The organism is Streptomyces sp. NPDC058697 (assembly GCF_042715345.1).
GTDB classification, from domain to species: Bacteria; Actinomycetota; Actinomycetes; order Streptomycetales; family Streptomycetaceae; genus Streptomyces; species Streptomyces liliifuscus.
The window spans coordinates 1-26,274 of record NZ_JBHXSU010000013.1; the positions used below are offsets into that span (position 1 = coordinate 1).

General features: G+C 70.2%; 22 protein-coding genes and 1 pseudogene. 14 read left to right on the forward strand and 9 right to left on the reverse strand.

The features are described 5' to 3' along the window. Window positions 1-102: 102 nt before the first annotated feature. From ACFWXQ_RS27635 to ACFWXQ_RS27645, 3 genes are all read right to left on the reverse strand, one after another. Window positions 103-1,533 (reverse strand): DHA2 family efflux MFS transporter permease subunit, encoded by a 1,431-nt coding sequence (locus ACFWXQ_RS27635; protein ID WP_383936405.1) that lies wholly within the window; start codon window positions 1,531-1,533, stop codon window positions 103-105. Window positions 1,534-1,658: 125 nt separating this feature from the next. Beyond that, the gene (locus ACFWXQ_RS27640) at window positions 1,659-2,849 is read right to left on the reverse strand and encodes a lipid-transfer protein (protein WP_383936403.1); all 1,191 of its coding nucleotides are present in this window, start codon (window positions 2,847-2,849) and stop codon (window positions 1,659-1,661) included. Then, on the reverse strand, window positions 2,846-5,107 hold the full coding sequence (locus ACFWXQ_RS27645) for an acyl-CoA dehydrogenase (RefSeq protein ID WP_383936401.1): 2,262 nt from the start codon (window positions 5,105-5,107) through the stop codon (window positions 2,846-2,848). Before ACFWXQ_RS27645 ends, ACFWXQ_RS27640 begins: the two co-directional genes overlap by 4 nt. Window positions 5,108-5,328: 221 nt before the next feature. Here ACFWXQ_RS27645 and ACFWXQ_RS27650 point away from each other — a divergent pair, with 221 nt between their 5' ends. From ACFWXQ_RS27650 to ACFWXQ_RS27695, 10 genes are all read left to right on the forward strand, one after another. After that, window positions 5,329-7,110, forward strand: coding sequence for an MFS transporter (locus ACFWXQ_RS27650; RefSeq protein ID WP_383936399.1), 1,782 nt, complete (start codon window positions 5,329-5,331; stop codon window positions 7,108-7,110). A 156-nt stretch (window positions 7,111-7,266) separates the two neighbouring features. After that, complete coding sequence (locus tag ACFWXQ_RS27655; protein WP_383936397.1) at window positions 7,267-7,917, forward strand: class I SAM-dependent methyltransferase; 651 nt, start codon at window positions 7,267-7,269, stop codon at window positions 7,915-7,917. Window positions 7,918-8,055: 138 nt separating this feature from the next. Further along, the gene (locus ACFWXQ_RS27660; RefSeq protein WP_383936395.1) at window positions 8,056-9,105 is read left to right on the forward strand and encodes a helix-turn-helix domain-containing protein; all 1,050 of its coding nucleotides are present in this window, start codon (window positions 8,056-8,058) and stop codon (window positions 9,103-9,105) included. A gap of 115 nt (window positions 9,106-9,220) precedes the next feature. Beyond that, a complete protein-coding gene (locus tag ACFWXQ_RS27665) occupies window positions 9,221-9,727 on the forward strand; it encodes an RICIN domain-containing protein (protein ID WP_383936393.1) in 507 nt (168 codons plus the stop codon). A gap of 102 nt (window positions 9,728-9,829) precedes the next feature. Next, window positions 9,830-10,372: an RICIN domain-containing protein gene (locus ACFWXQ_RS27670; protein WP_383936391.1), complete on the forward strand. Its 543-nt coding sequence runs from the start codon at window positions 9,830-9,832 to the stop codon at window positions 10,370-10,372. Beyond that, window positions 10,360-11,562: a sialidase family protein gene (locus tag ACFWXQ_RS27675; protein ID WP_383936389.1), complete on the forward strand. Its 1,203-nt coding sequence runs from the start codon at window positions 10,360-10,362 to the stop codon at window positions 11,560-11,562. Before ACFWXQ_RS27670 ends, ACFWXQ_RS27675 begins: the two co-directional genes overlap by 13 nt. A 174-nt stretch (window positions 11,563-11,736) precedes the next feature. Continuing rightward, the gene (locus ACFWXQ_RS27680; RefSeq protein ID WP_383936387.1) at window positions 11,737-12,675 is read left to right on the forward strand and encodes an N-acetylmuramoyl-L-alanine amidase; all 939 of its coding nucleotides are present in this window, start codon (window positions 11,737-11,739) and stop codon (window positions 12,673-12,675) included. Between the two features lie 230 nt (window positions 12,676-12,905). Continuing rightward, complete coding sequence (gene tnpB / locus ACFWXQ_RS27685; RefSeq protein ID WP_386269418.1) at window positions 12,906-14,369, forward strand: IS607 family element RNA-guided endonuclease TnpB; 1,464 nt, start codon at window positions 12,906-12,908, stop codon at window positions 14,367-14,369. 251 nt (window positions 14,370-14,620) lie between these two features. Continuing rightward, window positions 14,621-15,463, forward strand: coding sequence for a hypothetical protein (locus tag ACFWXQ_RS27690; RefSeq protein ID WP_383936383.1), 843 nt, complete (start codon window positions 14,621-14,623; stop codon window positions 15,461-15,463). Between the two features lie 132 nt (window positions 15,464-15,595). Continuing rightward, a complete protein-coding gene (locus ACFWXQ_RS27695; RefSeq protein ID WP_383936381.1) occupies window positions 15,596-16,603 on the forward strand; it encodes an LLM class F420-dependent oxidoreductase in 1,008 nt (335 codons plus the stop codon). 90 nt (window positions 16,604-16,693) lie between these two features. Here the strand turns inward: ACFWXQ_RS27695 and ACFWXQ_RS27700 are convergent, their stop codons facing one another. The 3 genes from ACFWXQ_RS27700 to ACFWXQ_RS27710 are packed head-to-tail and all read right to left on the reverse strand — an operon-like array spanning window position 16,694 to window position 20,260. Next, complete coding sequence (locus ACFWXQ_RS27700; RefSeq protein ID WP_383936379.1) at window positions 16,694-17,452, reverse strand: hypothetical protein; 759 nt, start codon at window positions 17,450-17,452, stop codon at window positions 16,694-16,696. Next, window positions 17,439-19,043, reverse strand: a complete 1,605-nt coding sequence (locus tag ACFWXQ_RS27705) for a VWA domain-containing protein (protein ID WP_383936377.1) — start codon at window positions 19,041-19,043, stop codon at window positions 17,439-17,441. The genes ACFWXQ_RS27700 and ACFWXQ_RS27705 overlap by 14 nt, the downstream gene beginning before the upstream one ends. Continuing rightward, complete coding sequence (locus ACFWXQ_RS27710) at window positions 19,040-20,260, reverse strand: hypothetical protein (protein WP_383936375.1); 1,221 nt, start codon at window positions 20,258-20,260, stop codon at window positions 19,040-19,042. The genes ACFWXQ_RS27705 and ACFWXQ_RS27710 overlap by 4 nt, the downstream gene beginning before the upstream one ends. 216 nt (window positions 20,261-20,476) lie before the next feature. Between ACFWXQ_RS27710 and ACFWXQ_RS27715 the strand changes: the two genes are divergently transcribed. Further along, window positions 20,477-20,773, forward strand: coding sequence for a hypothetical protein (locus ACFWXQ_RS27715; protein WP_383936373.1), 297 nt, complete (start codon window positions 20,477-20,479; stop codon window positions 20,771-20,773). Between the two features lie 48 nt (window positions 20,774-20,821). Here ACFWXQ_RS27715 and ACFWXQ_RS27720 read toward each other — a convergent pair whose 3' ends face one another. From ACFWXQ_RS27720 to ACFWXQ_RS27730, 3 genes and pseudogenes are all read right to left on the reverse strand, one after another. Beyond that, window positions 20,822-21,892, reverse strand: a complete 1,071-nt coding sequence (locus tag ACFWXQ_RS27720; protein WP_383936371.1) for a prenyltransferase — start codon at window positions 21,890-21,892, stop codon at window positions 20,822-20,824. Continuing rightward, complete coding sequence (locus tag ACFWXQ_RS27725; protein WP_383936369.1) at window positions 21,889-22,659, reverse strand: class I SAM-dependent methyltransferase; 771 nt, start codon at window positions 22,657-22,659, stop codon at window positions 21,889-21,891. Before ACFWXQ_RS27725 ends, ACFWXQ_RS27720 begins: the two co-directional genes overlap by 4 nt. Window positions 22,660-23,434: 775 nt before the next feature. Beyond that, window positions 23,435-24,740 (reverse strand): annotated as a pseudogene (locus ACFWXQ_RS27730) (glycosyltransferase family 4 protein); the annotation flags it as partial. A 234-nt stretch (window positions 24,741-24,974) separates the two neighbouring features. On the opposite strand from ACFWXQ_RS27730, the gene ACFWXQ_RS27735 reads away from it, so the two are divergent. From ACFWXQ_RS27735 to ACFWXQ_RS27745, 3 genes are read left to right on the forward strand one after another with little or no spacing between them, the layout of a single operon-like run. Next, entirely contained in the window at window positions 24,975-25,622 is a 648-nt protein-coding gene (locus tag ACFWXQ_RS27735) for a TetR family transcriptional regulator (RefSeq protein WP_269653441.1), read from the forward strand. A gap of 44 nt (window positions 25,623-25,666) precedes the next feature. Then, window positions 25,667-25,870 carry a hypothetical protein gene (locus tag ACFWXQ_RS27740; RefSeq protein WP_269653440.1) on the forward strand — a complete coding sequence of 68 codons (204 nt, stop codon included), beginning with the start codon at window positions 25,667-25,669 and terminating at the stop codon, window positions 25,868-25,870. Next, on the forward strand, window positions 25,867-26,244 hold the full coding sequence (locus ACFWXQ_RS27745; protein WP_269653439.1) for a hypothetical protein: 378 nt from the start codon (window positions 25,867-25,869) through the stop codon (window positions 26,242-26,244). Before ACFWXQ_RS27740 ends, ACFWXQ_RS27745 begins: the two co-directional genes overlap by 4 nt. The last annotated feature ends 30 nt before the right edge of the window (window positions 26,245-26,274 follow it).

The following is a 26,274-nucleotide window of genomic DNA, read 5'->3' on the forward strand; positions in this document are numbered from 1 at the left end:
GCGCAGTTCCCCGCGCCCCTTAAAAGACAAAAGCGAGGGGCGCAGCCCCGCTTTTAGGGGCGCGGGGAACTGCGCGACCAGCCCCCACCGGGCCCGCAGCCATCAACGCACCCCCGGCGGAGCCACCCGAGGGAGCCACACCAGCATCAGCACAACCCCCACCAGCAACACACCCCCACCCGTGCGGAACACCAACGCATACCCCTCCGTCAACGCCTCCGGCGACACCCCACCCCCGGTCCGCGCAGCGGCAATCGTCGACATCACGGAGAGCCCGATAGAACCCCCCATCGTGCGGGAGGTATTGATCAGCCCCGACACCAGCCCCGCCTCCCCCGGCTCCGCCCCCGACGTGGCCAGCGCGGCGAGCGGCGTCGCGGAAAGACCGGCGCCGAGCATCATCAGGATGCCGGGGAACATGATCGCGGTGAGATACGCACCGTCGGCAGTCATCGTGGACTGCCAGCCGAACCCGACGGCGGCCACGAGCGCCCCGAGCACGGCGACATTCCGCGCCCCCACAACGGGCATCAGCCGCGGCGCGACCTTCGAGCCCAGGATCACCGCGAGCGAGCTGGGCACGAGCGCGAGTCCGGCGTCCAGCGGCGAATAGCCGAGCACGTTCTGGGCGTACAGCGTCATGAAGAACCACATGCAGAACATCGCCGCGCCGCACAGGAACATCGCCACGTTCGCGGAGGACACGGACCTCAGCCGGAACAGCTTCAGCGGCATCAACGGCACCTTCGTCCGCGCCTCGACGAGCACGAACAGCCCGATCAGGACGGCCCCGGCGGCCAACGGCACCAGGGTCTCGGCCGAGGTCCACCCCTCGGCCTCGGTCTGCACGATCCCGTACGCGAGGGTCGCGAGACCGCCCGTCACCAACAGGGCTCCCGGCAGGTCGATCCGCCGCCCGTCGCCGGCCCGGCTCTCGACGAGCCAGAGCAGGGCACCGGCCAGCACCACCGCACCGATGGGCACGTTGATCAGCAGGACCCACCGCCACGACAGCCCGTCGACCAGGACCCCGCCGACGAGCCCGCCCGCCGCGCCACCGCCCCCGCCGACGGCGGTCCAGGTGGCGATGGCCCGCGCACGTGCCGCGCCCTCGGGCACGGCCGATGTCAGGATCGTCAGCGTCGAGGGCGCGAGCACCGCCGCCCCGAGACCCTGCACGGCCCGTGCGGCCAGCAGCTGCCAGCCCTCCTGGGCGAGCCCGCCCGCGAGCGAGGCCAGCGTGAACAGCGCGAGCCCGATCAGGAACATCCGCTTGCGACCGTACAGATCCCCGGCCCGCCCGCCGAGCAGCATGAATCCGGCGAAGGCGATCGTGTACGCGTTGACGACCCACTGGAGCCCCGGGGCGCTGAGCCCCAGGTCGGCCCGCATCGACGGCAACGCCGTATTGACCACGGACACATCGAGGACGACGAGGAACTGTCCCGCGCAGGCGAGTGCCACCACCACCCAGGTGGGCGGCGCGGCACGACCGGACACGGGTATCTCTGCGGCGGTTCTGAGCGTGGGCATGCGTGTCATGCTCGCAGCGGTCCCGTGCCCCGTACATCGGGATTTCGCTGGACGGACCGTCGGCCGCAGGACCTAGGCCCCAGGCCGCCACTCCTCACCGGTCCGGCCCCGCTCGGAAGCCCCGCTCAGCCCCGCCTCAGCAGGGTCACCACCGCCGCTCCCCCGAGCCCGATGTTGTGCGCGAGGCCCACGCGCGCGTCCGTCACCTGCCGGGCCGCCGCCTCGCCCCTCAACTGCCAGACCAGTTCGGCTACTTGGGCGATTCCGGTGGCTCCCAGGGGATGTCCTTTCGAGATGAGCCCTCCCGAGGGGTTCACCACCCAGCGTCCGCCGTACGTCGTCGCGCCCGACTCCACGAGCTTCCCGGACTCGCCCTCCTCGCACATGCCGAGCGCCTCGTACGTCAGGAGTTCGTTGACGGAGAAGCAATCGTGGAGTTCCACGACGTCGACGTCCTCGATGCCGAGCCCGGCCCTCTCGTACACCTGCCGGGCGGCGGCCCGGGACATCGGCTGCCCGACGACGTCGATGCACGACCCGGACGCGAACGACTCCTCCGTGTCCGTGGTCATCGCCTGCGCGACGATCTCCACGGCCCGCTCCCCCAGCCCGTGCCGCTCCACGAACCGCTCCGACACGACGACGGCCGCGGCGGCCCCGTCCGAGGTGGGCGAGCACTGGAGTTTGGTGAGCGGCGCGTGCACGGTACGTGCGGCGAGGATCTCGTCGACCGTGTAGACGTCCTGGAACTGCGCGTTGGGGTTGTTCGCCGAGTGCCGGTGGTTCTTGGCCCCGACGGCCGCGAGCTGCGCCTCGGTCGTGCCGTACTTCTCCATGTGCTCGCGCGCCGCGTTCCCGAAGATCTGGGCGGTGGGCGGGGTCATCTCGAAACCGTGCCGCGCCGCCATCACGGCGTAGTGACGCGCCACCGGTGACGTCTTGAAGTCGCCGCCGTCGGCCCCGCCTCCCAGCGCCCCCCGCGCCATCTTCTCGAATCCCAGTGCCAGTACGCAGTCGCTCGCGCCGCCCTCCACGAACTGCCGGGCGAGCATCAGCGCGGTCGAGCCGGTCGCGCAGTTGTTGTTCACGTTGTAGACGGGCACTCCGCTCAGGCCGAGTTCGTAGGCGGCCCGCTGTCCGGCCGTGGAGGCCTGGAAGCAGTAGCCGACGGGCACCTGCTCCACGGCGTCGTACGAGATCCCGGCGTCCGTGAGGGCGCCCGTGCCCGCCTCCCGGACCATGTCCCAGTACTGCCAGTCCCGGGTCTCCGGCTTCTCGAACCTGGTCATGCCCACACCGACGACGTACGCCTTCATGCTTCTCCCCGGTCTTCCGCTCGCTCTTCCGCTCGCTCTTCCGCTCGCTGGTCCCTCGGCAGGCCGAGGATGCGCTCCGCGACCACGTTCAGCTGCACCTGCGTCGTCCCGCCGGCGATGGTCAGACACCGGCTGAGCAGGAATCCGTGGACGGCCCGCTCCCCGGCGCCCTCGCGCAACGCACCGGCAGGGCCGAGGAGTTCGAGTGCCAGCTCGGCGACCTTCTGCTGGTGCGCGGTCTGCACGAGCTTGCGTACGGAGGCACCGGCGCCCGGGTCCACGCCGGAGACCTGCCGCATGGTCGTACGGAGTCCAATGCAGCCCAGGGCGTGGGCCTCCGCGATCAGAGTTCCGACGCGTTCCCGCACGGTGTCGTCGAGGCCGGCGGAGCGGGCGACGATCGCTTCGAGGCCGGTGCCGAAGGTCAACTGATCGGCCATGTGGACGCGTTCGTTGCCGAGGGTGTTGCGCGCGACCCGCCAGCCGTCGTCGACCGAACCGACCACGGCGTCGGCGGGCAGCACGACGTCGTCGAAGTAGACCTCGTTGAAGAGGGATTCGCCGGTGATCTCCTTCAGGGGACGGATCTCGATGCCGTCCGTCTCCTTCATGTCGACGACGAAGTAGGTGAGCCCCTTGTGCTTGGGCGCGTCCGGATTCGTCCGGGCGAGGAGGATCCCGTAGTCCGCCCACTGGGCCGAACTCGTCCACACCTTCTGCCCGTTGACGCGCCAGCGCCCGTCCGCCGTCCGCTCGGCGCGGGTGCGGAGCGAGGCGAGGTCGGACCCGGCCCCGGGTTCCGAGAAGAGCTGGCACCACAGCACGTCCCCGCACAGCGTCGGCAGCAGATACCGCTCCTGCTGCTCGGGGGTCCCGTAGGCGATGAGCGACGGTACGACCCAGGTGGCGATCCCGAGATCACCGACGCGCACTCCGGCGGCGGCCAGTTCCTCCTGCACGGCGAGCTGCTGGACGGGCCCGGCACCGAGTCCGTACGGCGGGGGCAGATGGGGTGCCGTGTACCCGGTGGGCGCCAACTCCCTCCGTACGGCCGCCGGTTCGAGGCCGCGTACGCGCGCGATCACCGCGCGGGCCGCCACCCGGTGCCGCGCGGCCTCCGCCTCGGGAAGCTCCGTACGGAGCTCGCGTCTCGCTCCGTTCTCCGCCGCTCCGACCGCCCGCAGGAGGTGTCCGTGGCCGAGCAACTGCCGTGCCACCAGGGCCCGTCGGAGGTAGAGATGCGCGTCGTGCTCCCAGGTGAAGCCGATGCCGCCCAGTACCTGGACGCAGTCCTTGGCGCATGTGAGGGCCGCGTCGAGCGCGACACCGGCGGCGAGAGCGGTCACCAACTCCCTTACGCCGTCGGGTTCTTGTACGGCACGGGCCGCGTCCCACGCCAGCGCACCGGCCCGCTCGACGCGGACCAGCATGTCGGCGCACAGGTGCTTGATCCCCTGGAACTGACCGATGGGCCGCCCGAACTGCTCCCGCACCTTCGCGTACTCGGCCGCGGTCTCCAGCGCCCACGCGGCGGTCCCGCACGCGTCGGCGGCGAACACGGCGGCGGCGAGGTCCCGCACGAGCGCCGAGTCGATGTCGAGGACGCGGTCCGGCGGGACGCGTACCGCCGTGGCCACCACTTCCGCGGTCGCGCGCGTCGGGTCGGCGCTCTCGTGGACGCGGACCGAGAGCTGCGAGGCGTCCACCGCCATCCACACCGTGCGACCACCCGACGCCCCAGCCCCCGAGGCCGACGCCGACGCCGACGCCGCCAGGATCAGCACGTCCGCGTCGCCGCCGGACAGTACCGGCGGGGCCGTCCCGTCGAGCACGTACCCGTACCCGCACCCGTCCGCGTCGGCCACGGCGGTCAGCGTCCCGGTCCCGAGGGCGACCGCCCCGATCCGCTCGCCCCCGGCCATGTCCCGCACCAGCCCCTCGGCCGTGGCGCCCGCCCTCGCGAGTACGAGCGAGGCGAGCGCGTTCGCCGCGTACGGCCCGGGGAGCGCCGCCCGTGCGGCCTCCTCCAGTACGACGGCGAGGTCGAGCACCGTCCCGCCGCCGCCTCCGTACTTCTCCGGGAGGTGCACCGCGAGGAATCCCTGCGCGGCGAGCGCGTCCCAGTGGGCGGGGCGGCCGCCCTGGCCGCCGGGTGCGTCGAGCAGCTTGCGCGTTTCCTCGGGTGGCACCGTCCGGGCGATCCAGCCGCGTACGGCCTCGGCCAGGTCCCGCTGTTCCCGCGTGATCCCGATCCCCATGCGGCGCAGACTAGAACACGTTCCAATCTGACGGAAGGTCAGATACCGACGGATCCATTTCCGGCCTCCCCCCGATCCGCCGCCGACCCACTTCCCGTCCACGTCTCCATGTAATGAGAAAGTCAAGAATTCGTTAGCGGCTCGAAGCAACGGAATAGTTGCCTGGGCGCACGGGGTTCACCCTGCACCTACCCCGCTCTCGCCTCTGGAGGCAGCACGTAATGACCCGGACAACGACGGACCCGCGTACGCGAAGGCCCGGCGGCGGCGGAATCGTGCCGGTGCTGGCCTTCGCGGGCATCGTTGTCGCGGTGATGCAGACCCTGCTCGTGCCGGTCATCAAGGACCTGCCGGAGCTGCTGGGCACCTCGCCGAGCAACGCCACCTGGGTGATGACCTCGACCCTGCTCGCGGGCGCCGTTTCCACACCGATCATGGGGCGCCTCGGCGACCTGTACGGCAAGCGGCGCATGCTGATCGCGAGCCTGGCCGTGATGGTCGTGGGCTCGCTGATAGCCGGTTTCACCAGTGATCTGCTCGTGATGATCGTCGGCCGTGCCCTGCAGGGCTTCGCGATGGGCGCCATCCCGCTCGGCATCGGCCTGATGCGCGACGGGCTGCCGCGCGAGAAGCTCGGCTCGGCGATGGCCCTGATGAGCTCCTCGATCGGCGTCGGCGGCGGTCTGGCCCTGCCGGTCGCCGCCCTGGTCGCGCAGCACGCCGACTGGCACGCGCTCTTCTTCGGCTCCGCGGGCCTCGGCACCCTCTCCATCCTGCTCACCCTCGCCTTCGTACCGGAATCCCCGATGCGCGCGGTGGGCACCTTCGACGTCTGGGGCGCGCTCGGCCTCTCCGCCGGTCTCGTCCTCTTCCTCCTGCCGATCACCAAGGGCAGCGACTGGGGCTGGACCTCCGGCACCACGCTCGGCCTGTTCGGCGCGGCAGCGGTCGTCCTCCTCCTGTGGGGCCTGATGGAGCTGCGCCTGAAGGCGCCGCTGGTCGACCTGCGCACCACGGCCCGCCCCGCGGTGCTCTTCACCAACCTCGCCTCGATCATGGTCGGCGTCGCCTTCTACGCCGTCTCGCTCGTCCTGCCCCAGCTCCTCCAGCTGCCCACGTCGACCGGTTACGGCCTCGGCCAGTCCATGGTCGTCGCGGGTCTGTGCGTGGCTCCGCTCGGCCTGACGATGATGTTCACGGCGCCGGTGTACGCCCGTATCTCCGCCAAGTACGGCCCCAAGGTCACCCTGATGATCGGCATGCTGATCATCGCGGTCGGCTACGGCGCCGGCCTCGGCCTGATGAGCGCCGCCTGGCAGACCATCGTCATCGCCGTCGTCCTGGGCGCGGGCATCGGTCTCGCCTACTCCTCGCTGCCCGCACTGATCATCGGCGCCGTCCCGGCGTCGGAGACCGGCGCGGCGAACGGCCTCAACACGCTGATGCGCTCGATCGGTACGTCCGTGTCCAGTGCCGTGATCGGCATGGTCCTGGCGAACACGGCGGACCAGGTGGGCGGGGTCGCGGTGCCCACGATGCAGGGGTTCCGGGTGTCGTTCCTGATCGCCACGGGTGCGGTGCTGGTGGGGCTGGTGTTCGCGGCGTTCCTGCCGGGGCGGCGGGCTGCCGTGAACGCGGCGAAGCCGCATCTGGTGGCGTCCAGTGAGGACGCCGAACATGGCGAGGTCTCGCCTGAACCGGCCCCGGCCGACCAGACCGCTCCGGCCGGCTTCCGTGGCCGTGTCCTCACCGCCGACGGTGTTCCGGTCGCGCGGGCCAAAGTCACGCTGATCGACCGGCGGGGGCGGCAGGCGGGGGCGACGCTCTCGGCGGAGGGCGGCGACTATGTGCTCGCCGTGCCCGCGGAGGGTGCGTATGTGCTGGCCGCGAAGGCTCCGGGCCACGAGCCGCTGGCCTCGTCGGCCACGCACCCGGGGGGTGACCGGGCGGTCGAGCTGGATCTCTCGTTGCCCGGGGTGAGCGTTCCGCTGGGGGCGTCGTAGTTCGTCCGCGGGTCGGTGGGGGCTGGTCGCGCAGTTCCCCGCGCCCCTGAAGGGCGCCCCTGGCGCTCAGCATCAGCGCACGCCCCCGTCTCCCACGAGCCGGGGGCGTGGTGCACCATGGGGCGCCCCCGTACTCGTACGACCTGGAGGAACCCCATGCCCGCCGCGCCCAAGCCCGAGATTCTCGCTGCCTTCGAGGGTGCCAAGGGGTTCATGCCCGTGGGGGAAGGGCTCGCGTTGTACGGGGCTGCCGTCGAGGCGGGGCGGCTGGGGCTGCCGTTGCTGGAGGTGGGCACGTACTGCGGGCGTTCCACTGTTCTGCTGGCCGGCGCCGCCCGCGAGGTCGGTGTCACGGCGGTCACCGTCGACCACCACCGCGGCAGCGAGGAGCAGCAGCCGGGCTGGGAGTACCACGACCCGGCCACGGTCGACCCGGAGCTCGGCGTCATGGACACGCTCCCGGCCTTCCGCCGTACGCTCCACCGGGCGGGTCTGGAGGACCATGTGGTCGCAGTCGTCGGCCGCTCGCCGCAGATCGCCGCCTTCTGGAACTCCCCTCTCGGCCTCGTCTTCATCGACGGCGGCCACACCGACGAACACGCGACCGGTGACTACGAGGGCTGGGCGCCCCATGTCGCCGAGGGCGGGCTGCTGCTCATCCACGACGTGTTCCCCGACCCGGTGGACGAGTTCACCGGGCAGGCGCCGTACCGCGTGTATCTGCGGGCGCTGGAGTCGGGCGCGTTCACGGAGGTCTCGGTGACGGATTCGCTGCGAGTGCTGCGGCGGACGGGCCCGGGGATCTGAGGCTGGGGGGTGGTCGCGATGTCCGGCCCGAGTCGGCTTCCCAAGGCACCCGAATGCACCGTATGAAGATTGAAGTACCCTCCGCACGGGCGGAGTTGGGCGGCAGCTCGCCCGGCGACCGGGGAGGGACGGGGCGGGATGATCGGGACGGTGTTCCGGAGCGAGGACGTGCCGACGGAGCACAGGTTCGACTACTGGCGTGAGCTGGTCCACCGGGCGATCGCGCCGAGCGACATCACCAGTGACCACGCCGGCGACTTCTGGGCGGAACAGCGCCTGCTGGAGCTGGGCCCGATGATGGTGTGGCCGACGTCGTTCCTGCCCTCGCGATTCCTGCGCACCGAGAAGATGGTGCGTCAGTGCGACCCCGAGATGTACCACTTGTCCCTGATGCTCGGCGGCGGGCTGGGGCTGGACCACATCGGGCGGACCGACCTGTACGGCCCGCGCGACCTGTGGGTGACCGACACCGCTGAGCCGTACGACGTGCAACCGCCGGACGGCGGGGGCCGCCAGCTGATCACGGGTGTGGCCGTGGACTTCCCCAAGTCACTGCTGCCCCTGTCGCCGGACCGGGTCCGGGAGCTGCTGGGCAGGCGGCTGTCGGGGCGGGAGGGGACCGGCTCGCTGCTGACGGAGTTCCTCATCGGCCTGGACCGGCAGTCCGGCGTCCTTGAGCCGTCCGAAGCACCGCGCCTGGGGACGGTGCTGCTCGACCTGCTGTCGGCCTGGTTCGCCCAGGTGCTCGACGTCGAGGACGCCCTGCCGCCGGAGACCCGTCACCGGGCCATGACCACGCGCATACGGGCGTTCATCTGGCAGAACCTGCGCGACCCGGGGCTCACACCACCCGTGATCGCCGCCGCACACCACATCTCCGTCAGCTATCTGCACCGGCTCTTCCAGGAGTCGGCCCGGGACGAGGACGGACAGGGCGAGACGGTCGCGGCCTGGATCCGCCGGCTACGGCTGGAGGGTGCCCGGCGCGACCTGGCGGACCCAGCGCTGCGCGCCGTCCCCATCCACACCGTCGCCGCCCGCTGGGGCCTCCCCCGCGCCTCCGACTTCACCCGCGCCTTCCGCGGCGCGTACGGGTTCACGCCCAAGGAGTACCGGCTCCAGGCGCTTTCCTCGCCGGAGCAGACGGAGCGGATGGAACAGGCGGAACCGGCGGAACCGGCGGAGTAGACGCAGAGCGCAGGATCTGTGGACTCACCGCTCACGACAGCCCCAGGAGCCCCACCGCATTCTTGCCGGGTACGTCTCGCACACCGTTCCCGACCGGACCGAGGGGCACATCACCATGTCCAAGACCACGAAAATCGTCGCGCGAGTCGCCGCAGTGGCCACCACGGCCGCCTGCGCACTGGCCTTGTCCACGGCGGCCCACGCCGAAGCAGCCGCCTACAAGACTCTCGTCAATCTGGGCACCGGAAACTGCTTGGCCGTTCCCAATGCCAACACGGCCAACGGCATCGGCCTGATCCAGTGGGACTGCAGCGGCGACGGTGAACAGCAGTGGCAGCTGGAAGCGGTGGAGGGCGGAAACGGCGACCGTTACCGCGTCCGGAACCTGAACAGCAACAAGTGTCTCGCCATGCCCAACGCCAGTACGGCCAACGGCACCCAGGCCATTCAGTGGACGTGCGGCGGCGGCAGCGAGCAGATCTGGATCCACGACAGCATCGACCGCCTGCGGAACCTGAACAGCGACAGATGCCTGGCCATCCCCAGCGCCAGCCCGGCCAACGGCACCGAAGCCATTCAGTGGACCTGCACCACGAGCACGGACCAGCGGTGGCTCTGGTAGTGATCAACCGGGTGGCCCTCTTCCGGAGGGCCACCCCTCGTTCTCGAACACGCAGAAAGGGATGAGCAGTTGACAAGGAGCAGAGCGTCGGCGAGCTCCAGGGTGAGAGGACGAGCCGTCGCCGCGGCGGCCGTCGCCCTGCTGAGCGCGCCCGTGCTGACGGGGTCCTCGCTGACCGGCACGGCGTCGGCGGCGGAGAGCGCCGAGACGGCGGCCGGGACCACCGTGGCGGCCGCGGCCGCCGAGGCGCCGGTGTACGCCCGGCTCTACAACCAGGGCACCGGAAAGTGCCTCGCAGTCCCCAACGCGAATCCGGCCAACGGGGTCGTGCTGATCCAGTGGACCTGCAGTACCAGCGCGAGCCAGTACTGGACGCTCGAACCCGTGACGAACGGCTACCGGGTGCGCAACCAGGCGACCGGCAAGTGCCTCGCCATCGGGAGTTCGAGCACCGACGGGGGCGCCAAGGCCATCCAGTGGCCGTGCAGCGACAACACCGACCAGGTCTGGGCCCACGACGAGACCGACCGGCTGCGGAACGCCAACAGCTCCCTCTGCCTGGCCATCCCCAACAGCACCACGACCAACGGAACCGAGGCCATGCAGTGGACCTGCTCGGGGAGGGACCAGCAGTGGCTCTGGTAACGGGACAGCGGCCCTCGGGAGCACCTCGGCCGATCTACCTGACGACGTTCCTCACCCTCGTCGCCGCCCTGCTCGCGGCCCTCCTCGTCGCCCCCGACAGCGCGTCCGCCGCGGGGGTCTCCGACGTGAGGACCGTCTACACGAACCAGGAGACCGAGGGCGACGGCCTCCGCGTCCCCGACATCATCAGCACCAGCTCGAACAACGCGGTCGTGGCCTGGCGGGAGGGCACCCTGCCCGGCAGGGTCGACGAGGGGTACATCCGGTACTCGTACACCACCGACGGCGGGGCGAAGTGGTCCCACCCGAAGGTGCTGGCGCAGGAGACCAGTGAGTACCTCTGGCACTACGTCACCCTCTACCAGGTGGGCGACGAGCTCTTCGCGTACATGGGCCGCACCCCGGTGCTGGACGACAGCGAGACCGACGGCGACGGAAACAACGACAACGGTCTGCCGATCAACGACATCGTCGTCAAGCGCAGCACCGACCAGGGGCACACCTGGCAGGACTACGCCGTCGACATGCCGCTCGACGACCCGGCCACCACCACCGACGAGGGCCTGGGGAACCTCGCCTTCGCCGGACGTCCGCTCCAACTGGCCAACGGGGATCACGTCATGCCGTACTGGGCGTCGGGCCGGGAGAACGGGGTGCTGTACTCCACCGACCTCAAGAAGTGGGTCGCCCGTCCCGCCATCCCGGACCCGAACAAGTACATGGGCGGCGAACCGCAGCTCACCGTCTCGCAGGACGACCCGAACAAGCTGATCATGGTCGCGCGCAGCAACTACGCCGTGTCGAAGGTCTCCGCGGTGACGGCCACCAGCGACAACGGCGGCCAGTCCTGGACCGACTGGGCCCTGGACAGCAACGTGCCGTCCTACGACTCCAAGGTGTTCTTCACCACGGACAGCGCCGGCCGGTATCTGACCATCGCGAACACCTCTCTTGATGCCAGTGCCTACCGCAAGGTCCTGAACTACAAGGTCAAGAGCCCCGGTAAGGCGTGGGGAGCCGCCAAGCTGTTCGCCGACGGCCCCGCCGACGACCCGACACCGGCCGGCACGGGCGCCGGCTGGGACACGTACCCGATGGCCGACGAGTACGCGCCCGGCAAGTTCTTCGTCGTCTGGGAGCACGACACGTCCGCCATCAAGGTGAGCAGGCTCGACATCTCCGACACGTAGGCATCCGGTCCTGCGGCCGTACGTCCCGAAGACGGGCCGGAGCCCCCGATTCAGGGGCGCTCCGGCCCGCACTGCGTGATCACGGGCAGCGCGACAGGCCTGGCCGTCGACACCGTCACCGGCGTGGCCCAGGGAAACCTGCGGACCCCGGGGGGTGCCCGTAAGGTGGCAGGCGTGTCGTACGTAGGTCCTGACTTCGAACCTCCCCGTCCCCCGCGCCACCCCCTGCGCGGCCCCCTGACCGTGGCCGTCGCCGCGCTCGTGCCGGGCGCGCTGGTGGGCTGGCTGGTGTGGCAGACGGTGGGGGACTCCGGCGGGGACGCGCAGGCGTCGCCCTCGTCCGCCTCCTCGTGGGGCAGGCCCGCCACACCGGGCGCCTCGGACGACAGCAAGGAGCAACCCGGCGAGTCGCCCTCCGCGTCGGCGACCGCCGCCTCCGGCCCGCTCAAGGGCAAGGTCGTCGTCATCGACCCCGGTCACAACCCCGGCAACTTCCAGCACACGTCGGAGATCAACCAGCAGGTGAACATCGGGACGAACTCCAAGGAGTGCGACACGACGGGTACGGCGACCAACGACGGTTACACCGAGGCGAAGTTCACCCTCGACGTCGCCCGCCGGATGCGCACCGTCCTGGAGAAGGAGGGCGCCACCGTGAAGTTCACCCAGGACGGCGACCGCCCTTGGGGCCCGTGCGTCGACGAGCGGGCCGAGATCGGGAACAAGGCCGGCGCCGACGCCGTGGTGTCGATCCACGCGGACGGCGCAGGCGCCGGCAACCGCGGCTTCCATGTGATCCTGCCCGGCTCGGTGCACTCCGGCGCGGCCGACACCCGTCCGATCGTGGCCTCGTCCCGCGAACTCGGCGAACGCGTCGCAGGCAGCTTCCTGCGCGTCACCGGCAGCGCCCCCTCCAACTACATCGGCGGCGGCACCGGCCTCGACGTCCGCAAGGACCTCGGCGGTCTCAATCTGTCAACGGTTCCCAAGGTCTTCATCGAGTGCGGCAACATGCGCGACAGCAAGGACGCCGCCCAACTGACCAGCAGCGCGTGGCGGCAGAAGGCGGCGCAGGGAATCTCGGACGGCATCGCAAGCTTCCTGAAGAAGTAGACAACTGCCGCTGAGCCATCCATCAGTGCATCTCAGCCTCGCTCGGCCTGTGTCGTGCTGCGTGAAGCCCTCCGACCTGAACGGTGCGGCATGGCGCGTCCTGTGCGGCGTAGGCCCGGGTCTTTGCGTCCCCAGATGGAAACTGGTGTTCCCTCATCGAATGCGTGACCTCTGCGCGAGGTGCTCGTTGGGCACGGCGAGGGGATCTTCGAAGCCAAGGGGGCTGCCGAGTGAGCAGGAAGTTCCGGCCGCGGCCCGGCTGTGTTGTGCAGGCCTACAAGTTCGCTCTCGATCCGAACGCCGGACAGGAGCAGGCGCTGCGTTCGCACTGCGGTGCCGCCCGGGCCGCCTACAACTGGGCCGTATCATGGGTGACCGCCTCATGGTGGCAGCGCAAGGCCGAAACTTCCTACGGCATTGGCGACGAGGAGTTGACACCGTGGCGGTCGTGGTCGCTCCCCACACTGCGCAAGGAGTTCAACCGGATCAAGACCACCGACCCGAGATTCGCCGGCTGGTGGCAGGAGAATTCCAAAGAGGCATACAACACCGGCCTGTCGAACGCGGCTGCCGCGTTCGACAGCTATGCCAAGTCCAAACGGGGCAAACGCAAGGGTGCCAGGGTGGGGATCCCGCGCCTGAAGCCGAAGCGGAAGGCGCGCCAGGCCTGCCGGTTCACCACCGGCACGATCCGCATCGAGCCGGATGGCCGGCACGTCAGCCTGCCCCGGCTGGGCACGATCCGCACCCACGAATCCGCCATCAAGCTGCTGACCCGCATCCGGGCCGGCACGGCACGCATCCTGTCCGCGACCGCCCGGCATGAGCGCGGGCGCTGGTTCGTCTCCTGTCAGGTGGAAATGGCCCGGGAGATCACCCGTGTCGACCGTCCGGATGTGGCAGTCGGCATCGACCTGGGCGTCAAGCACCTCGCGGTCCTGGCCGACAGTTCCGGAGAGATCCGCTACGAGCCCAACCCGAAGCATCTGGACGGCGCCCTCAAGCTGCTTCGGTTCCATTCCCGCCGTGTCTCCCGACGGCAGGAGCCAGACGGCAGGACCGGTCAGAAGCCCTCGAAGCGGTGGGAGAAAGCCAACCGTGAGCGCAATAAGATCCACCACCGAGTGACGAACCTACGCACCGACGCGCTGCACAAACTCACCACTCGCGTACGCGCCGAGTACGGCACGGTGGTGATCGAAGACCTCAATGTCACCGGAATGCTCCGCAACAAACGGCTCGCCCGCCGCGTGGCCGATGCCGGATTCGGGGAGATCCGACGCCAGCTCACCTACAAGGGCCGACGCAACGCCTGCCCCACCATCGTGGCCAACCGCTGGTACCCCTCCTCAAAGACCTGCTCGAACTGCGGCGCAGTGAAAGCCAAGCTGCCGCTGCACGTCCGAGTCTTCGCGTGCGACGCCTGCGGCCTGATCCTCGACCGCGACAAGAACGCAGCACACAACCTGGTCGCCCTCGCGGCGGCCCGCATTACTGGTACCGGAGTGGCCGGAGACCAGGACACGCCACGCGTGTCGAAGCCCCGTGGAGCCGACCGTAAGACCCGCCGCCAACGCCCCGACCGGAACACCGGACGAGGCGGGCGGGCAGGTGGCGCAAGCCTGCCGCACCAGCGGCGGAAGGAAGCGGGAGACCGTCGCCAGGACACCGAAGCGCAACTCGCGCTGTGGTGACACCGTCACGGACCTTCCTGGCCGTAACGCCTGGAATGCCGAGAGTCACAGAGACTCCGAGTAACGGAATCGTGAGTTTCCTGCACGGACTGGTGATCTGCGTGCTGATCCCGGCGGACACCCCGTTCGGCCTGACGATAGTGTCATCTCTACGATGAGGGGCCACCCCCGCGCTTCACACCGCGGCCTTACGGCGACATGGTGACAGCGACGCCTCCACCGATGACGAGACGACTGACGAAGGACCTGAAGTGAATATCCGCTCCCTCACTCGAGGCGACGGCGTGGTGATCGGAGCAGCGGTTCTGCTGTTGATCGCGTCGTTCCTCGACATTTACTCGATCGACGGGGCCGGCGACAGCGCCGACATTCCCAACGCCTGGGGAAGTGGCCCTCTCCTCCTGAGCGTCACCTTCGCCGGCCTCATCGGCGCCGCGCTGATCGTCGTCGCCCGCGGCCTGCCGCAGTTGCCGAAGGTCGCCGGTATCGAACTCGGCCCGTTCGGCATCGCCTTCACGGTGTTCGCCGCCTGGAGCGCGCTCGGCAACATCTTCGACCCGGCCGGTGGCTTCGACAACAACGGCGGTCTCACCAACTTCGGGGCGGGCACCGGTCTCATCCTCAGCCTGGTCGCCACGCTGGCCCTCGCCGGCGCCGCGGTCGCCACCCCCCTCGTCCCGGCCCTCAAGGGCCCCCTCCTCCCCGCCCCCAAGCCGGCCGCCCCGCAGCCGTACGGCGGTCAGCCGCAGGGGGGTTACGGCTACCCGGGCGCCGGTGCCCCGCAGCCCGGCCAGCCCTACGGGGGTCAGCCGCAGCCCGGTCAGCCCGGTCAGCCGTTCGGCACGCAGCCCCAGCCGCAGCAGGCGCAGGCCCCGCAGGCGCAGCCGTCCGGCGGGGAGTTCTCGCCGTTCTGGTTCGCCGTGCCGGTGCCGCGTCCGCTGTTCGCGGAGGACGGTTCGCCGACTCCGATCGCCGAACTGGCGCCGGGCACCTGGTACCTGGCCGTCGAGCAGCGCGGCCCGAGCCTGGTGGCGCAGACGCAGGACGGCCGCCGGGGTGTTCTGCAGGACACGTCCGGGATCCAGCGCGGCTGACGCCCACCGCCGCCGGATTCCACCACGGCCCTCCATCCGCACGAGCACTTCGGCGCTCTTCCGGGTGGGGGGCCGTTCGGCGTACAGTCGCCGGGGTGTCCAGTATCTGACGGACCGTCAGGAGTGGTGTGCATGCGGCTCGGACTCGCTCTCGGTTACTGGGGACGTGGTCCCTCGGCGGACCATGTGCCTCTCGCCCAGGAGGCGGAGCGGCTCGGTTACGACTCCGTGTGGACCGCCGAGTCCTGGGGCTCCGACGTCTTCACGCCGCTCACCTGGATCGCGGCCCAGACCTCAAGGATCAAGCTGGGTACGGCGATTGCCCAGATGGCGGCCCGCTCCCCCACCACGACCGCGATGCACGCGCTCACGCTCGACCATCTCTCGGGCGGCCGCGTGATGCTCGGCCTCGGCCTGTCGGGTCCCCAGGTCGTCGAGGGCTGGTACGGGCGCCCGTTCCCCAGGTCGCCGCTCACCGCGACCCGGGAGTACGTCGATGTCGTACGCCAAGTCCTCAGGCGCGAGGGGCCCGTGGAGCTGGACGGGCGGTTCCACTCGCATCCGTACCGGGGCGAGGACGGGACGGGGATCGGCAAGGCACTCAAGCCGATCACGCATCCCCTCCGTGCCGAACTGCCCGTCCTCCTCGGCGCCGAGGGGCCGAAGAACATCGCGCAGACCACCCGGATCGCGGACGGCTGGCTGCCGTTGTACTGGTCGCCGTTCAGGACCGATGTGTACGAGGCCTCTCTCGACGCGGCTCCCGAGGGCTTCCTCGTCGCACCCTTGGCCCGGGCCAAGGTCTGTGACGACGTCGCCGAGGGACTGCTGCCCGTGAAGGCGATGCTCGGCTTCTACATCGGCGGCATGGGGCACGCGGCACGCAACTTCCACGCCGATCTGATGGCGCGGATGGGCTTCGAGGAGGAGGCCCGCCGTATCCAGGAGCTGTTCCTGGCGGGCCGGCGTGAGGAGGCCGTGCTCGCCGTGCCCGACGCGTTCGCCGACGAGATCTCGCTCGTCGGGCCGCGCGAACGGATCGCGGAGCGGCTGGAGTTGTGGAGGAAGGGTCCGGTGACGGACCTGTTGGTGCTGTCACCGGACCGGCTTACGCTGCGCACGCTGGCCGAACTCAACTGAGTGCTCCGCTGCTGAAGTGTGGTGCTTCATCTGCGGGTTCGTTGTGGCTGGTCGCGCAGTTCCCCGCGCCCCTTTGGGGCCCGCTGACGTCTAGCGGAATATGGCTATCGCCTCCAGCGTGACCTCGCGGGTGTCCGAGCGCCAGCCGGTCATCTTGCCCAGGCAACGCGCCTGGAAGGTCCCGTCGTTGATCCGTTCGCCACGCAGGCCGCCTGCGGCGCAGGTGACGCGGACGTGGGAGGGCTGCCCGGGATCCCCGTACGGGGCACGCAGCACGATCTCCTCGGCCGAGTCCGACTCGACCAGGAAGCGGCCGCGGACCGAGACGAACTCCTCGATGTCGCTGAGCGCGAGCCCGCCGCGGCCGGCCTCGGGGCCGAGGGTCTCGGCGAGGGCGCGGTTCGGGGTGACATCCCCGGAGCGCAGGTCGGCGTGGACGATGACGTCGGCGCGCTCGAAGGCGTCCATGAGCATCCCGATCACGGAGATCGGCTCGCTCCTCTGGACGTAACTGCTGAACTTCTCCTGGCTGATGTCCCGGTTGGCCTTGACCGTCCACGGCAGCAGCCTGCCCCAAAGACCCAGGCTGGTATTGACGTTGGTCCGGTGCTCGACCGCCTGCTCCAGCGCCGCGCTGTAGTTGCCGATGCGGTAGAGGTCCATCACCGCCTTCTCGTCGAGGTAGAAGCAGATGCTGTACGCGGACCGCTGCCCGAGCGCCCGCCGTCTTCGCTCCCGGACGTGCCGCGCCAGCACGGCACAGAGCGTCACCAGACCGGCCGCGGTGACCAGCCACACCGTCATCCAGGGCCACCACACACCCCACCACTGCGCGTCAACGACAGCCACGGATCTCCTTGAACGCCTCGGAAAGGGATGAGCCCTGCGCCTCCACCATGCGTCCGCCCGTCTTCTTGGCCGCGCGCCGCAGTGCGCCCGCGTCGGCCTCCCCGAAGTGCACGGGGTAGGTGTGGACCGCGGCGCGGGTCTCGGCCGACCGCGCCTCGTAGCGGCGTACGAACTCCTCGTACGCGATACCGGAGTTGTTCTCGCCGTCCGTCATCAGGACGATGGACACGGCCCGTTCGGGGTCGTCGGCCACGACGGTCGAGGCCGTGCGGTAGCCGTGGTCGAGGGCGGTCCAGACGGCGGTCGCGTCGCCGTAGCCGCCGCGCGCGACGACGTCGGCGAGTGTCTTGAGGTCCTTCTGTCCGTCGACGGTGACGGTCCTCTCCTCCAGTACGCGCTCGCCGAACCGTACGACGGTCAGCCGCTCGCCCTGGTAGAAGCGTGCGAACTTGCCCGTCGCCGAGGAGTCCGCGCCGCTGAGGTCCGCGAAGGCCTCGCGCAGGGCCGTCATGCGCTCGCCGCGCATCGATCCGGAGAAGTCGAGCAGGAAGATCACCTGGTCGGGGACGCGTCGCCGGGGATCACCGTAGTCGTCCAACAGCCTTTCCACGACGCGTAGTTGGTCGGGGAAGTAGAGCGCGTTGCCGACCGGGGCGCGCAGTTGTCCGTCCCGCCGGACGGACGGGCTCACCGGCCGCCGCAGGGCCGTCCGCATGATCTTCTCCTGTACGGAGTCCCGCTGGAGCCACTCCACGACCTTGTCGTACGCGGCCCGCCGGTCCGGGTCTTCCTGGTCGAGGAGCAGCAGGGGGAAATCGGCGAGGACCATGCCGTCCTCGGGGCGGACTATCTCCAGCTTCTCCTTCAGCCGGCCACCGGAGTTGAGGGCGAGCAGGTCGGACTCGTACGTGATGAGGGCGTTGGCCGTGCCGGGGTGGTCGACGAAGTCGTCGAGCAGGTCGCGGGTGGAGTCGGCGGTGAGTTTCTGGCCGGAGCGGAAGCCGCGCAGCCGGTCACAGGAGACGTCGTTCTCGCGCAGGGCGCCGCCGGTGCCCGCCGCGGCGGTCGCGACGCCGACGAGCGCGGCGAGCCCGCTGCCCGTCTGCCGGGGGTCGGCCATCCCGAAGCGTACGGTCCCGGTGGCGGCGGCGTCGGCGATGTCGGCCCAACTGAGCCTGCCGCCCGGCGACTTGGCGCGCAGCTCGCGTGCGACGTCCGGCCGCAGGCCGACGACGACCGGCGAGAGCATGGTCGGTGTACGCAGCAACCGCTGGGCGGTGTCCTTGTGGCGCAGCCGGAAGGAGCGGTCGGTGGAGAGCCAGGCCAGGTCGTGCCCGCCGCCCTTTCCGGTGCCGGAGCCAGGGACCAGGTCGTCACCGGTGTCCGCGTCGGCCCGGTAGTCCATGTCGAGCTCGACACCGGTCTCGTCCTTCAACTCGTCGAGGAGCGGCTCCAGTACGGCGAGGTCGGGTCCGGCGAGGACGCGCAGGGTGGTCTTCTCGTCGTCGTTTCCGGTGCAGGCGGTGACGGTGACGGTGACGGTCAGGGTGAGCGTCAGGCACAGGGCCAGGGCCCGCAGCCCGCGTCTCACTTGGGGTCCTTCTGCGGCTCCGGGCAGTCTCCGACGATCTGGATCATCCGCTCCAGGAGGGACAGACTGGGGAGGACCGCCTTGGTGTCGTCGGCCGAGGTGACGGGTGCCTGGATCCGGCGGTCGGTCAGGAACTTCGCCAGCTGGTCGCTCATCTCGTCCGCGGTGGCGTCCCGCGGCCGGAAGCCCAACTCCACTGCTCGGGACTGGAGTTCGGGGTTCTTCGTCACCAGTTCACCGAGCCGCTCGCCGTCCTTGGTGAGGGCGACCAGCTGGGGTTCGGTGACGAAACGGGTGTCCGGGTAGAGGAGGACACGGTCGGTGTCGGGCCTGCCTTTCGCCTTCTGGTAGCGGATCTGGTGGGCGAGGTACTGGTGCTCGTAGAAGACCGCGATCGGCGAGATGCTCTTGCCGTTCGGGGAGAGGTAGGTCTCGGCCATCTCGGATGCGGGCAGGCCCTGTTCGACGAGCAGCGGCTTGATCTCCTCGGCGAGCTCCTCCGCCTCGCGCATGCCGTTCGGAGCGTCGTTGGTGTGCCTCACGAAGGCGACGAGACCGAGATACGTACCGCCGGAGTTGGACTGGCAGATGTTCGAGGTCTGGGCGAGGATCTTGTTGCCGTTCCGCACCCCGTACTTCTTGATGCCGACCTTGTCCCACCGTTTGTTCTTCTCGGTCAGCTCCAGGAACTTCCACATGTTGAGCGTGTAGTACAGCGGCTTGCCGCCGACGCTCCCGCTCCACTGGGGCTCTGCGACCTTCGCGTCCTTCAGCGTCTCGGCGTACGCCCGGTAGGTGCCCAGCACGATCGGGCTGACGAACGGCCGGTAGGTGAGCACCGGGTTGCCCGCCTTCGCGCGCTTGTTGGTGATCAGGTCCGCCGCGGGCTGTCCGGAGGGGAACACCACGTCGTATCCCTCGACGTCCTGGTTCGCGATGTCGCGGGAGCCCATGCTCGTGATGTGGACGCGGAAACCGTGCTCCATCAGGATGCGCTTGACCTCGGGATCCTCGAAGAAGTCCCTCTTGGAGGCCATCTTGGCCTCGATCGTGACGACCCGGTCGAGCGGCATCAGCAGATGGCCGGAGGCCAGGAGCAGGATCAGGCCGACCACGGGGACCGGGAGTGTGAGAGCGAGTGTGCGGCGCAGGCGACTGCGCTCGGGTCTGTTGACGACCAGACGGGGTTCCTCTGACACGGATCTGTTCGCGGACACCGGCGTCTCCCCCTAGCGTGGGGCAGGATCGTCGGTGACAGCGCTTACCGCCGAACCACCTCACGACGAACGGCAGTTGGAACCAAGATTAATCGCTGACGAACCATCACGGGGAGGGTTTGTCACCGCCTCCCGGGGGTCACGTTGACCTCGGCGGATTCCAACCCGACCGACCGCAACGGGTTTCATCCAGGATTCAAGGGCAACTCGCAGAGCATGTCCTCTCGAACTCGCAGTAGCGGTGCCAACCAGGCCGGCACGGTCATCGCGGTCGTCGCCGACATCATGGCCCTCATCCTTGGCCTCTGGATCCTGATGTACCTGCTGGACGCCAACCAGGGCAATGACTTCGTCCAGTTCATCCATGACGCGGCACGCTGGCTCGCCGGCTGGTCGCACGACCTGTTCACCTTCGACGAGCAGTGGGCACGGGTCGTCGCAGGGTATGGCCTCGCGGCCGTCGTGTACCTCTTCGTGGGGCACGCGATCGCCAACCGCGCCCACCGTCACTGACGTACGTACTGAGCAGGTGCGAGTACGTACCGAGCGGGTGCCCGGCCCCTACTGACAGCAGTCCGGGTCCAGGCCCGTCGGCAGGCGGTCGCCGCTGAAGACCGCGCACGTCGCCTCGTCGCCGCCCAGAGCGGCGACGGCGAGGAGCAGGGAACCGGCCGTCCAGGAGGTCAGCTCCTCGGGCCAGACGGCCTGGGCGTCGAAGACATAGCCCGTCCAGTACAGGCCGGTTCCCGGGTCCCGCAGATGCTGGATCGACTGGAGGATCTCCAGGGCCCGGTCGGACTCGCCCACGGCCCAGAGCGCCAGGGCGAGTTCGGCCGACTCGCCGCCCGTCACCCACGGGTTGGGGACGACGCACCGCACGCCGAGCCCCGGGACAACGAAGCGGTCCCAGCCCCCCTCTATGCGGTCCTTCGCCTCGGCGCCGGTCAGTGCGCCGCCGAGCACGGGGTAGTACCAGTCCATCGAGTAGCGGTCCTTGTCGAGGAACCGCTCCGGGTGCCGGCGTATCGCGTGGCGCAGTGCGCCCACCGCCAACTCCCAGTCGGGCTGGGGCTCTTCGCGTTCCTCGGCGATGGCTAGGGCGCAGCGCAGGGCGTGGTGGACGGACGAACTCCCGGTCAGCAGCGCGTCGTTGACGGGCGTCCCGTCGTCGTCGCGCTTCCAGCCGATCTGTCCGCCGGGCTGCTGCAGTTCGAGGACGAACTCGACCGCCGCGAAGACGGTCGGCCAGAGCCGGTCCAGGAACGTGTCGTCGCCGGTGGCGAGGTAGTGGTGCCACACGCCGACGGCGACGTAGGCACAGAAGTTGGTCTCGCGGCCTCGGTCGGTGACGTCGGTGGCGTCTCCGTCGGCGTAGGCCGCGTACCAGGAACCGTCCGGGTTCTGGTGGCGGGCCAGCCAGTCGTACGCCCGCCCGGCGGCCTCGTGCTCGCCGGCCGCGTCCAGGGCCATGGCGGCCTCGGTGTGGTCCCACGGGTCGAGGTGGTGTCCGCGGAACCACGGTATGGCGCCGTCCGCACGCTGCACGTCCAGGATGCCGCGGACGGTCTGCGCGGCCTGTTCCGCGGTGAGCACTCCGGTCAGGACGAGGTGCTCCGTGCGCGGTGTCGTCACGAAGGGTCCACCGTGGCAGCGTCGGAAGAGTCCACCGAGGCGGCGTCGACGGGCAGGTGGGGCTTGGTCGCGTACGCCACGAAACTCTTGCCGATCAGGGGGTTCAGCGCCTGCTCGGCGACCCGGGTGGCCAGGGGTTTCTTCATGATGTCCCAGACGAGGAGCTTGTGGTACGCCCGTACCGGCAGCGCCTTGTCGTTGTCGACGCCGAACGCGCACTTCAGCCACCAGTAGGGGCTGTGCAGCGCGTGGGCGTGATGCGTGCCGTACGGCCGCAGGCCGGCCTCGCGGATCCTGCCGAGCAGTTCGTCCGCCTTGTAGATGCGGATGTGGCCGCCCTCGACCTCGTGGTACGCGTCCGAGAGCGTCCAGCAGACCTTCTCGGGCCCGTAGCGCGGGACGGTGATGGCTATCCGCCCGCCGGGCTTGAGCACGCGGACCATCTCGGCGAGTACGCCCTTGTCGTCCGGGATGTGCTCCATCACCTCGGAGATGATGACGACGTCGAACGACTCGTCGGGGAAGGGGAGTTGGAGCGCGTCCCCCTCCATGGCGGTGGCGCTCGCGCCCTCCGGCGCCTCCCCCGCCTCCTTCATCGCGGCGAACCACTTGGCGACCTCGCGGATCTCCTCCCCGTTCTGGTCCAGCGCGACGACGTGCGCGCCGCGCCGGTAACACTCGAAGGCGTGGCGTCCCGCCCCGCACCCGAGATCCAGCACACGGTCCCCCGGGGCAAGCGGAAACCGGGAGAAGTCGACGGTCAGCACGTGGTCCTGCTTTCACGGTGAGGGGTTTCCACGGGGGCGGTCACGGGCGCCGCGTTCACGGCTGCGGTGGCGGGCGCCACGCTCACGGCGGTGGCGGACGCCACGTGCGGAGGGGTGGCGGGCGCCGGGGCCGGCGGGGTGGCGGGCGCCGCGTGCGGAGGGATGGCGGACGCCAGGGCCGGCGGGGTGGCGGACGCCACCTGCGAAGGACTGGCGGGCGCCGGGGCCACCGGGGTGGCAGGCGCCGACGCCGAAGCGGTGGCGGACGCTCCGTCCAGATCGGTGGCGGGCGCCGCGTGCGAAGAACTGGCGAGCACCGGGGCCACCGGGGTGGCAGGCACCGCGACCGAAGCGGTGGCGGGCGCCCCACCAGGACCGGTGGCGGACACCATGTCCAACGGAGCGGCCGGCGCCGGTGCCGAAGTGGTGGCGGACGCCAGGCCCAGAGGGGTGGCGGACGCCATCTGCGAAGGACTGGCGGGCGCCTGGGCCAGAGGGGTGGCAGGCGCCGCAGCCGAAGCGGTGGCGGACGCCCGACCCAGACCGGTGGCGGGCGCCCCACCAAGACCGGTTACGGGCGCCACCTGCGAAGGGGAGGCGGACGCCAGGTCCAGCGGAGCGGCGGACGCCGAGGCCGGCGGGGTGGCGGACGCCGGGCCCAGCGGAGCGGCAGGCGTCGGCGCCGAAGCGGTGGTGGACGCGCCGTCCAGGCCGGTGGTGGGCGCGGGGTTTGAGGCCTGTGAGGCCGCGGTGAGGGGCCCGGGGCCGTCTGTGGAGGGGCCCGCTATCGCCTCGCGGTAGCGGGCGACCGTGCCCTCGGCGGCCTTGGCCCAGGTGAAGTGGCGGAGGACGCGGTCCCGGCCGGCGGTGCCGAGGCGGGCGCGCAGGGCGGGGTCGCCCAACAGCCTGCTCAGCCCGGCGGCCAGCGCCCCCGCGTCGCCGGGCCTGACGGCCAGGCAGGTCTCGCCGTCGGGGCCGGTGACCTCGGGGATGGCCCCGCCGGTCGTGGCGACGAGCGGTGTCCCCGTCGCCATCGCCTCGGCCGCCGGCAGCGAGAAGCCCTCGTAGAGGGAAGGCACGCAGGCGACCTCGGCGGACCGTACGAGGTCGACGAGCTCCGCGTCCGAGATGCCCTTCACGAACTCGACGGAGCCTTCGAGGCCGTACCGCTCGATGAGCTGGGCGACCGGCCCGTCCTCGGCGCGCTTGCCGACGACGACGAGGTGCGCGGCGGGATGCTCCGTACGGACCTTGGCGAGCGCCTCGACGAGGAATACGAGGCCCTTCAAGGGGACGTCCGCGCTGGACGTGGTGACGATCCGCCCCGGCACCTGCGGCACGGACGGATCCGGCGAGAAGAGGTCCGTGTCGGCACCGATGTGGACGACGTGGATGCGGTCGTCGCGTACGCCGAGATGGTCGACGATCTCCTGGCGGGACGTGCCGGAGACGGTGAGGACGGAGGGGAGCCGGCGGGCGACGCGCTTCTGCATGCGCGTGAACGCGTACCAGCGGCGTACGGACATCCGGCGGCGCCGGCCCTCCGCGGCGTCGAGCTCCAACTGCCGGTCCACGGTGATGGGGTGGTGGATGGTGGTGACCAGCGGGGCCCCGACGTCCCCCAACAGCCCGTAACCCAGGGTCTGGTTGTCGTGCACGACGTCGAAGTCGCCGCGGCGGGCGCGGAGATGGCGGCGGGCGCGCAGCGAGAACGTCAGCGGTTCCGGGAAGCCGCCGGTCCACATCGTGCCGACCTCTAGCGCGTCGACCCAGTCACGGAACTCGTCACGCTTCGGGGTCCGGAAGGGATCCGGGTGGCGGTACAGGTCGAGGCTGGGCAGCTCGGTGAGGGAGAGCCCGTCGAGTCCCTCGCCCTCGTCGAGCACGGGGTAGGGCTGGGAGCCGATGACCTCGACCTGGTGGCCGAGGCGGGCCAGCTCGCGCGAGAGGTGCCGTACGTAGACGCCCTGGCCGCCGCAGAACGGGTTCCCTTTATAGGTGAGGAGCGCGATGCGCAGCGGTCGGTCGGCGTCGGCGGCCGAGCCCGCGTGGAGGCCTGCCTCCATGGCCTCATGGGTCACTCTCGGCCCCCTTCTTCCAGCACGTTCCCGCGAGATTACTTCGGGACGGTAATCTAGAACAAGTTTCAGACTTGATCGTTCAGGGAGCACAGAATCTACCGGCAGGTAGCTCTCCTGTGAGCGGTGGATCAGGTGATTCACGCCACGGCCGGGCTCTACTCTGCTGTCGCCCACTCGTCCCCATCGAGCCCTCTGTTCTACGAATCTTGTAGGAACGTCACGGAATCGGGATCCATGCCTGCGGAAGCCAAGACTGCGGCGAAGGCCGCGCAGCCGGCGGTACGGGCCGCGCAGCCGGTCACTCCCCCGCTCACCGAGCGCCAGGAGGCGCGGCGGCGGCGCATCCTGCACGCGAGCGCGCAGCTGGCGAGCCGGGGCGGGTTCGACGCGGTGCAGATGCGGGAGGTCGCGGAGTCGTCCCAGGTGGCCCTGGGCACGCTCTACCGCTACTTCCCGTCCAAGGTGCATCTGCTGGTCGCGACGATGCAGGACCAGCTGGCGCACATGCACGGGACGCTCCGCAAGAAGCCGCCGGCGGGGGACACGGCGGCGGAGCGGGTGGCGGAGACGCTGATGCGCGCCTTCCGCGCCCTCCAGCGCGAGCCGCATCTCGCCGACGCGATGGTCCGCGCCCTGACCTTCGCCGACCGCAGCGTCAGCCCGGAGGTCGACCAGGTCTCCCGCCAGACCACGGTGATCATCCTCGACGCGATGGGCCTCGACGACCCCACCCCCGCCCAGCTCTCCGCGGTCCGAGTCATCGAACACACCTGGCACTCGGCCCTCATCACCTGGCTCTCGGGCCGCGCCTCCATCGCCCAGGTAAAGATCGACATCGAGACGGTGTGCAGGCTCATCGACCTGACGTCAACGGACGATTGACCTGTGCTACTGCCATCGATTTCACCGCTGCTACCATTTTCGGCATGCCGATGATCACAGTGGAATTCACCGAGGAAGAGCTCGCTTTCGCCAAGGCGCACGCGGCCTCGCTCGGCAAGTCGATGCGTTCCCACGCGCACGACATAATCCTCGCGGACGCACAGCGGACGGCGTTCCTGCAGGGCGTCGACGAGACCGTCGCGTGGGCCATGGACGTGTTCAAGGACATGCCGGAGGGCATGCGTTGAGCCCTGTCATCCGCGTCGACGCGGGGTGGATCCTGGAGGTCCAGACGCGCGTCTCGCCCGTCAACACCCCCGTCGCCGACTGGGGCGCCCTGGACGCCATGGCGGACCGCCACCTCTTCGAGCAGCCACACGGCCAGCTCTACTACGAGGAGCCGGCCGCGCGGGCCGCCACGTTGTTCCACACCGCTCTGCTCCTGCGGCCCTTCGCCGACTTCAACGCCGTCATCGGCTGGGCCTGCACCGCGCTCTACATGAACGCCTCCGAGCAGCCGGTCGACCCCAAACCCGACGACGTTCACCTGCTGGCCGGAGCCATCCGAGCCCAGGAAGCCGACCTCCGGGACGTAGCCCGCACCATCGCCTCCTGGCGGTAGGACCACCGGCAGGCCCCGCCGCCCTCCGTG

What these genes read in the sequence shown, in the direction of transcription:
- ACFWXQ_RS27635 (WP_383936405.1), bottom strand. Translation starts at nt 1,533, where the DNA reads ATGCCCACGCTCAGAACCGCCGCAGAGATACCCGTGTCCGGTCGTGCC.
- ACFWXQ_RS27640 (WP_383936403.1), bottom strand. Translation starts at nt 2,849, where the DNA reads ATGAAGGCGTACGTCGTCGGTGTGGGCATGACCAGGTTCGAGAAGCCG.
- ACFWXQ_RS27645 (WP_383936401.1), bottom strand. Translation starts at nt 5,107, where the DNA reads ATGGGGATCGGGATCACGCGGGAACAGCGGGACCTGGCCGAGGCCGTA.
- ACFWXQ_RS27650 (WP_383936399.1), top strand. Translation starts at nt 5,329, where the DNA reads ATGACCCGGACAACGACGGACCCGCGTACGCGAAGGCCCGGCGGCGGC.
- ACFWXQ_RS27655 (WP_383936397.1), top strand. Translation starts at nt 7,267, where the DNA reads ATGCCCGCCGCGCCCAAGCCCGAGATTCTCGCTGCCTTCGAGGGTGCC.
- ACFWXQ_RS27660 (WP_383936395.1), top strand. Translation starts at nt 8,056, where the DNA reads ATGATCGGGACGGTGTTCCGGAGCGAGGACGTGCCGACGGAGCACAGG.
- ACFWXQ_RS27665 (WP_383936393.1), top strand. Translation starts at nt 9,221, where the DNA reads ATGTCCAAGACCACGAAAATCGTCGCGCGAGTCGCCGCAGTGGCCACC.
- ACFWXQ_RS27695 (WP_383936381.1), top strand. Translation starts at nt 15,596, where the DNA reads ATGCGGCTCGGACTCGCTCTCGGTTACTGGGGACGTGGTCCCTCGGCG.
- ACFWXQ_RS27715 (WP_383936373.1), top strand. Translation starts at nt 20,477, where the DNA reads ATGTCCTCTCGAACTCGCAGTAGCGGTGCCAACCAGGCCGGCACGGTC.
- ACFWXQ_RS27735 (WP_269653441.1), top strand. Translation starts at nt 24,975, where the DNA reads ATGCCTGCGGAAGCCAAGACTGCGGCGAAGGCCGCGCAGCCGGCGGTA.
- ACFWXQ_RS27740 (WP_269653440.1), top strand. Translation starts at nt 25,667, where the DNA reads ATGCCGATGATCACAGTGGAATTCACCGAGGAAGAGCTCGCTTTCGCC.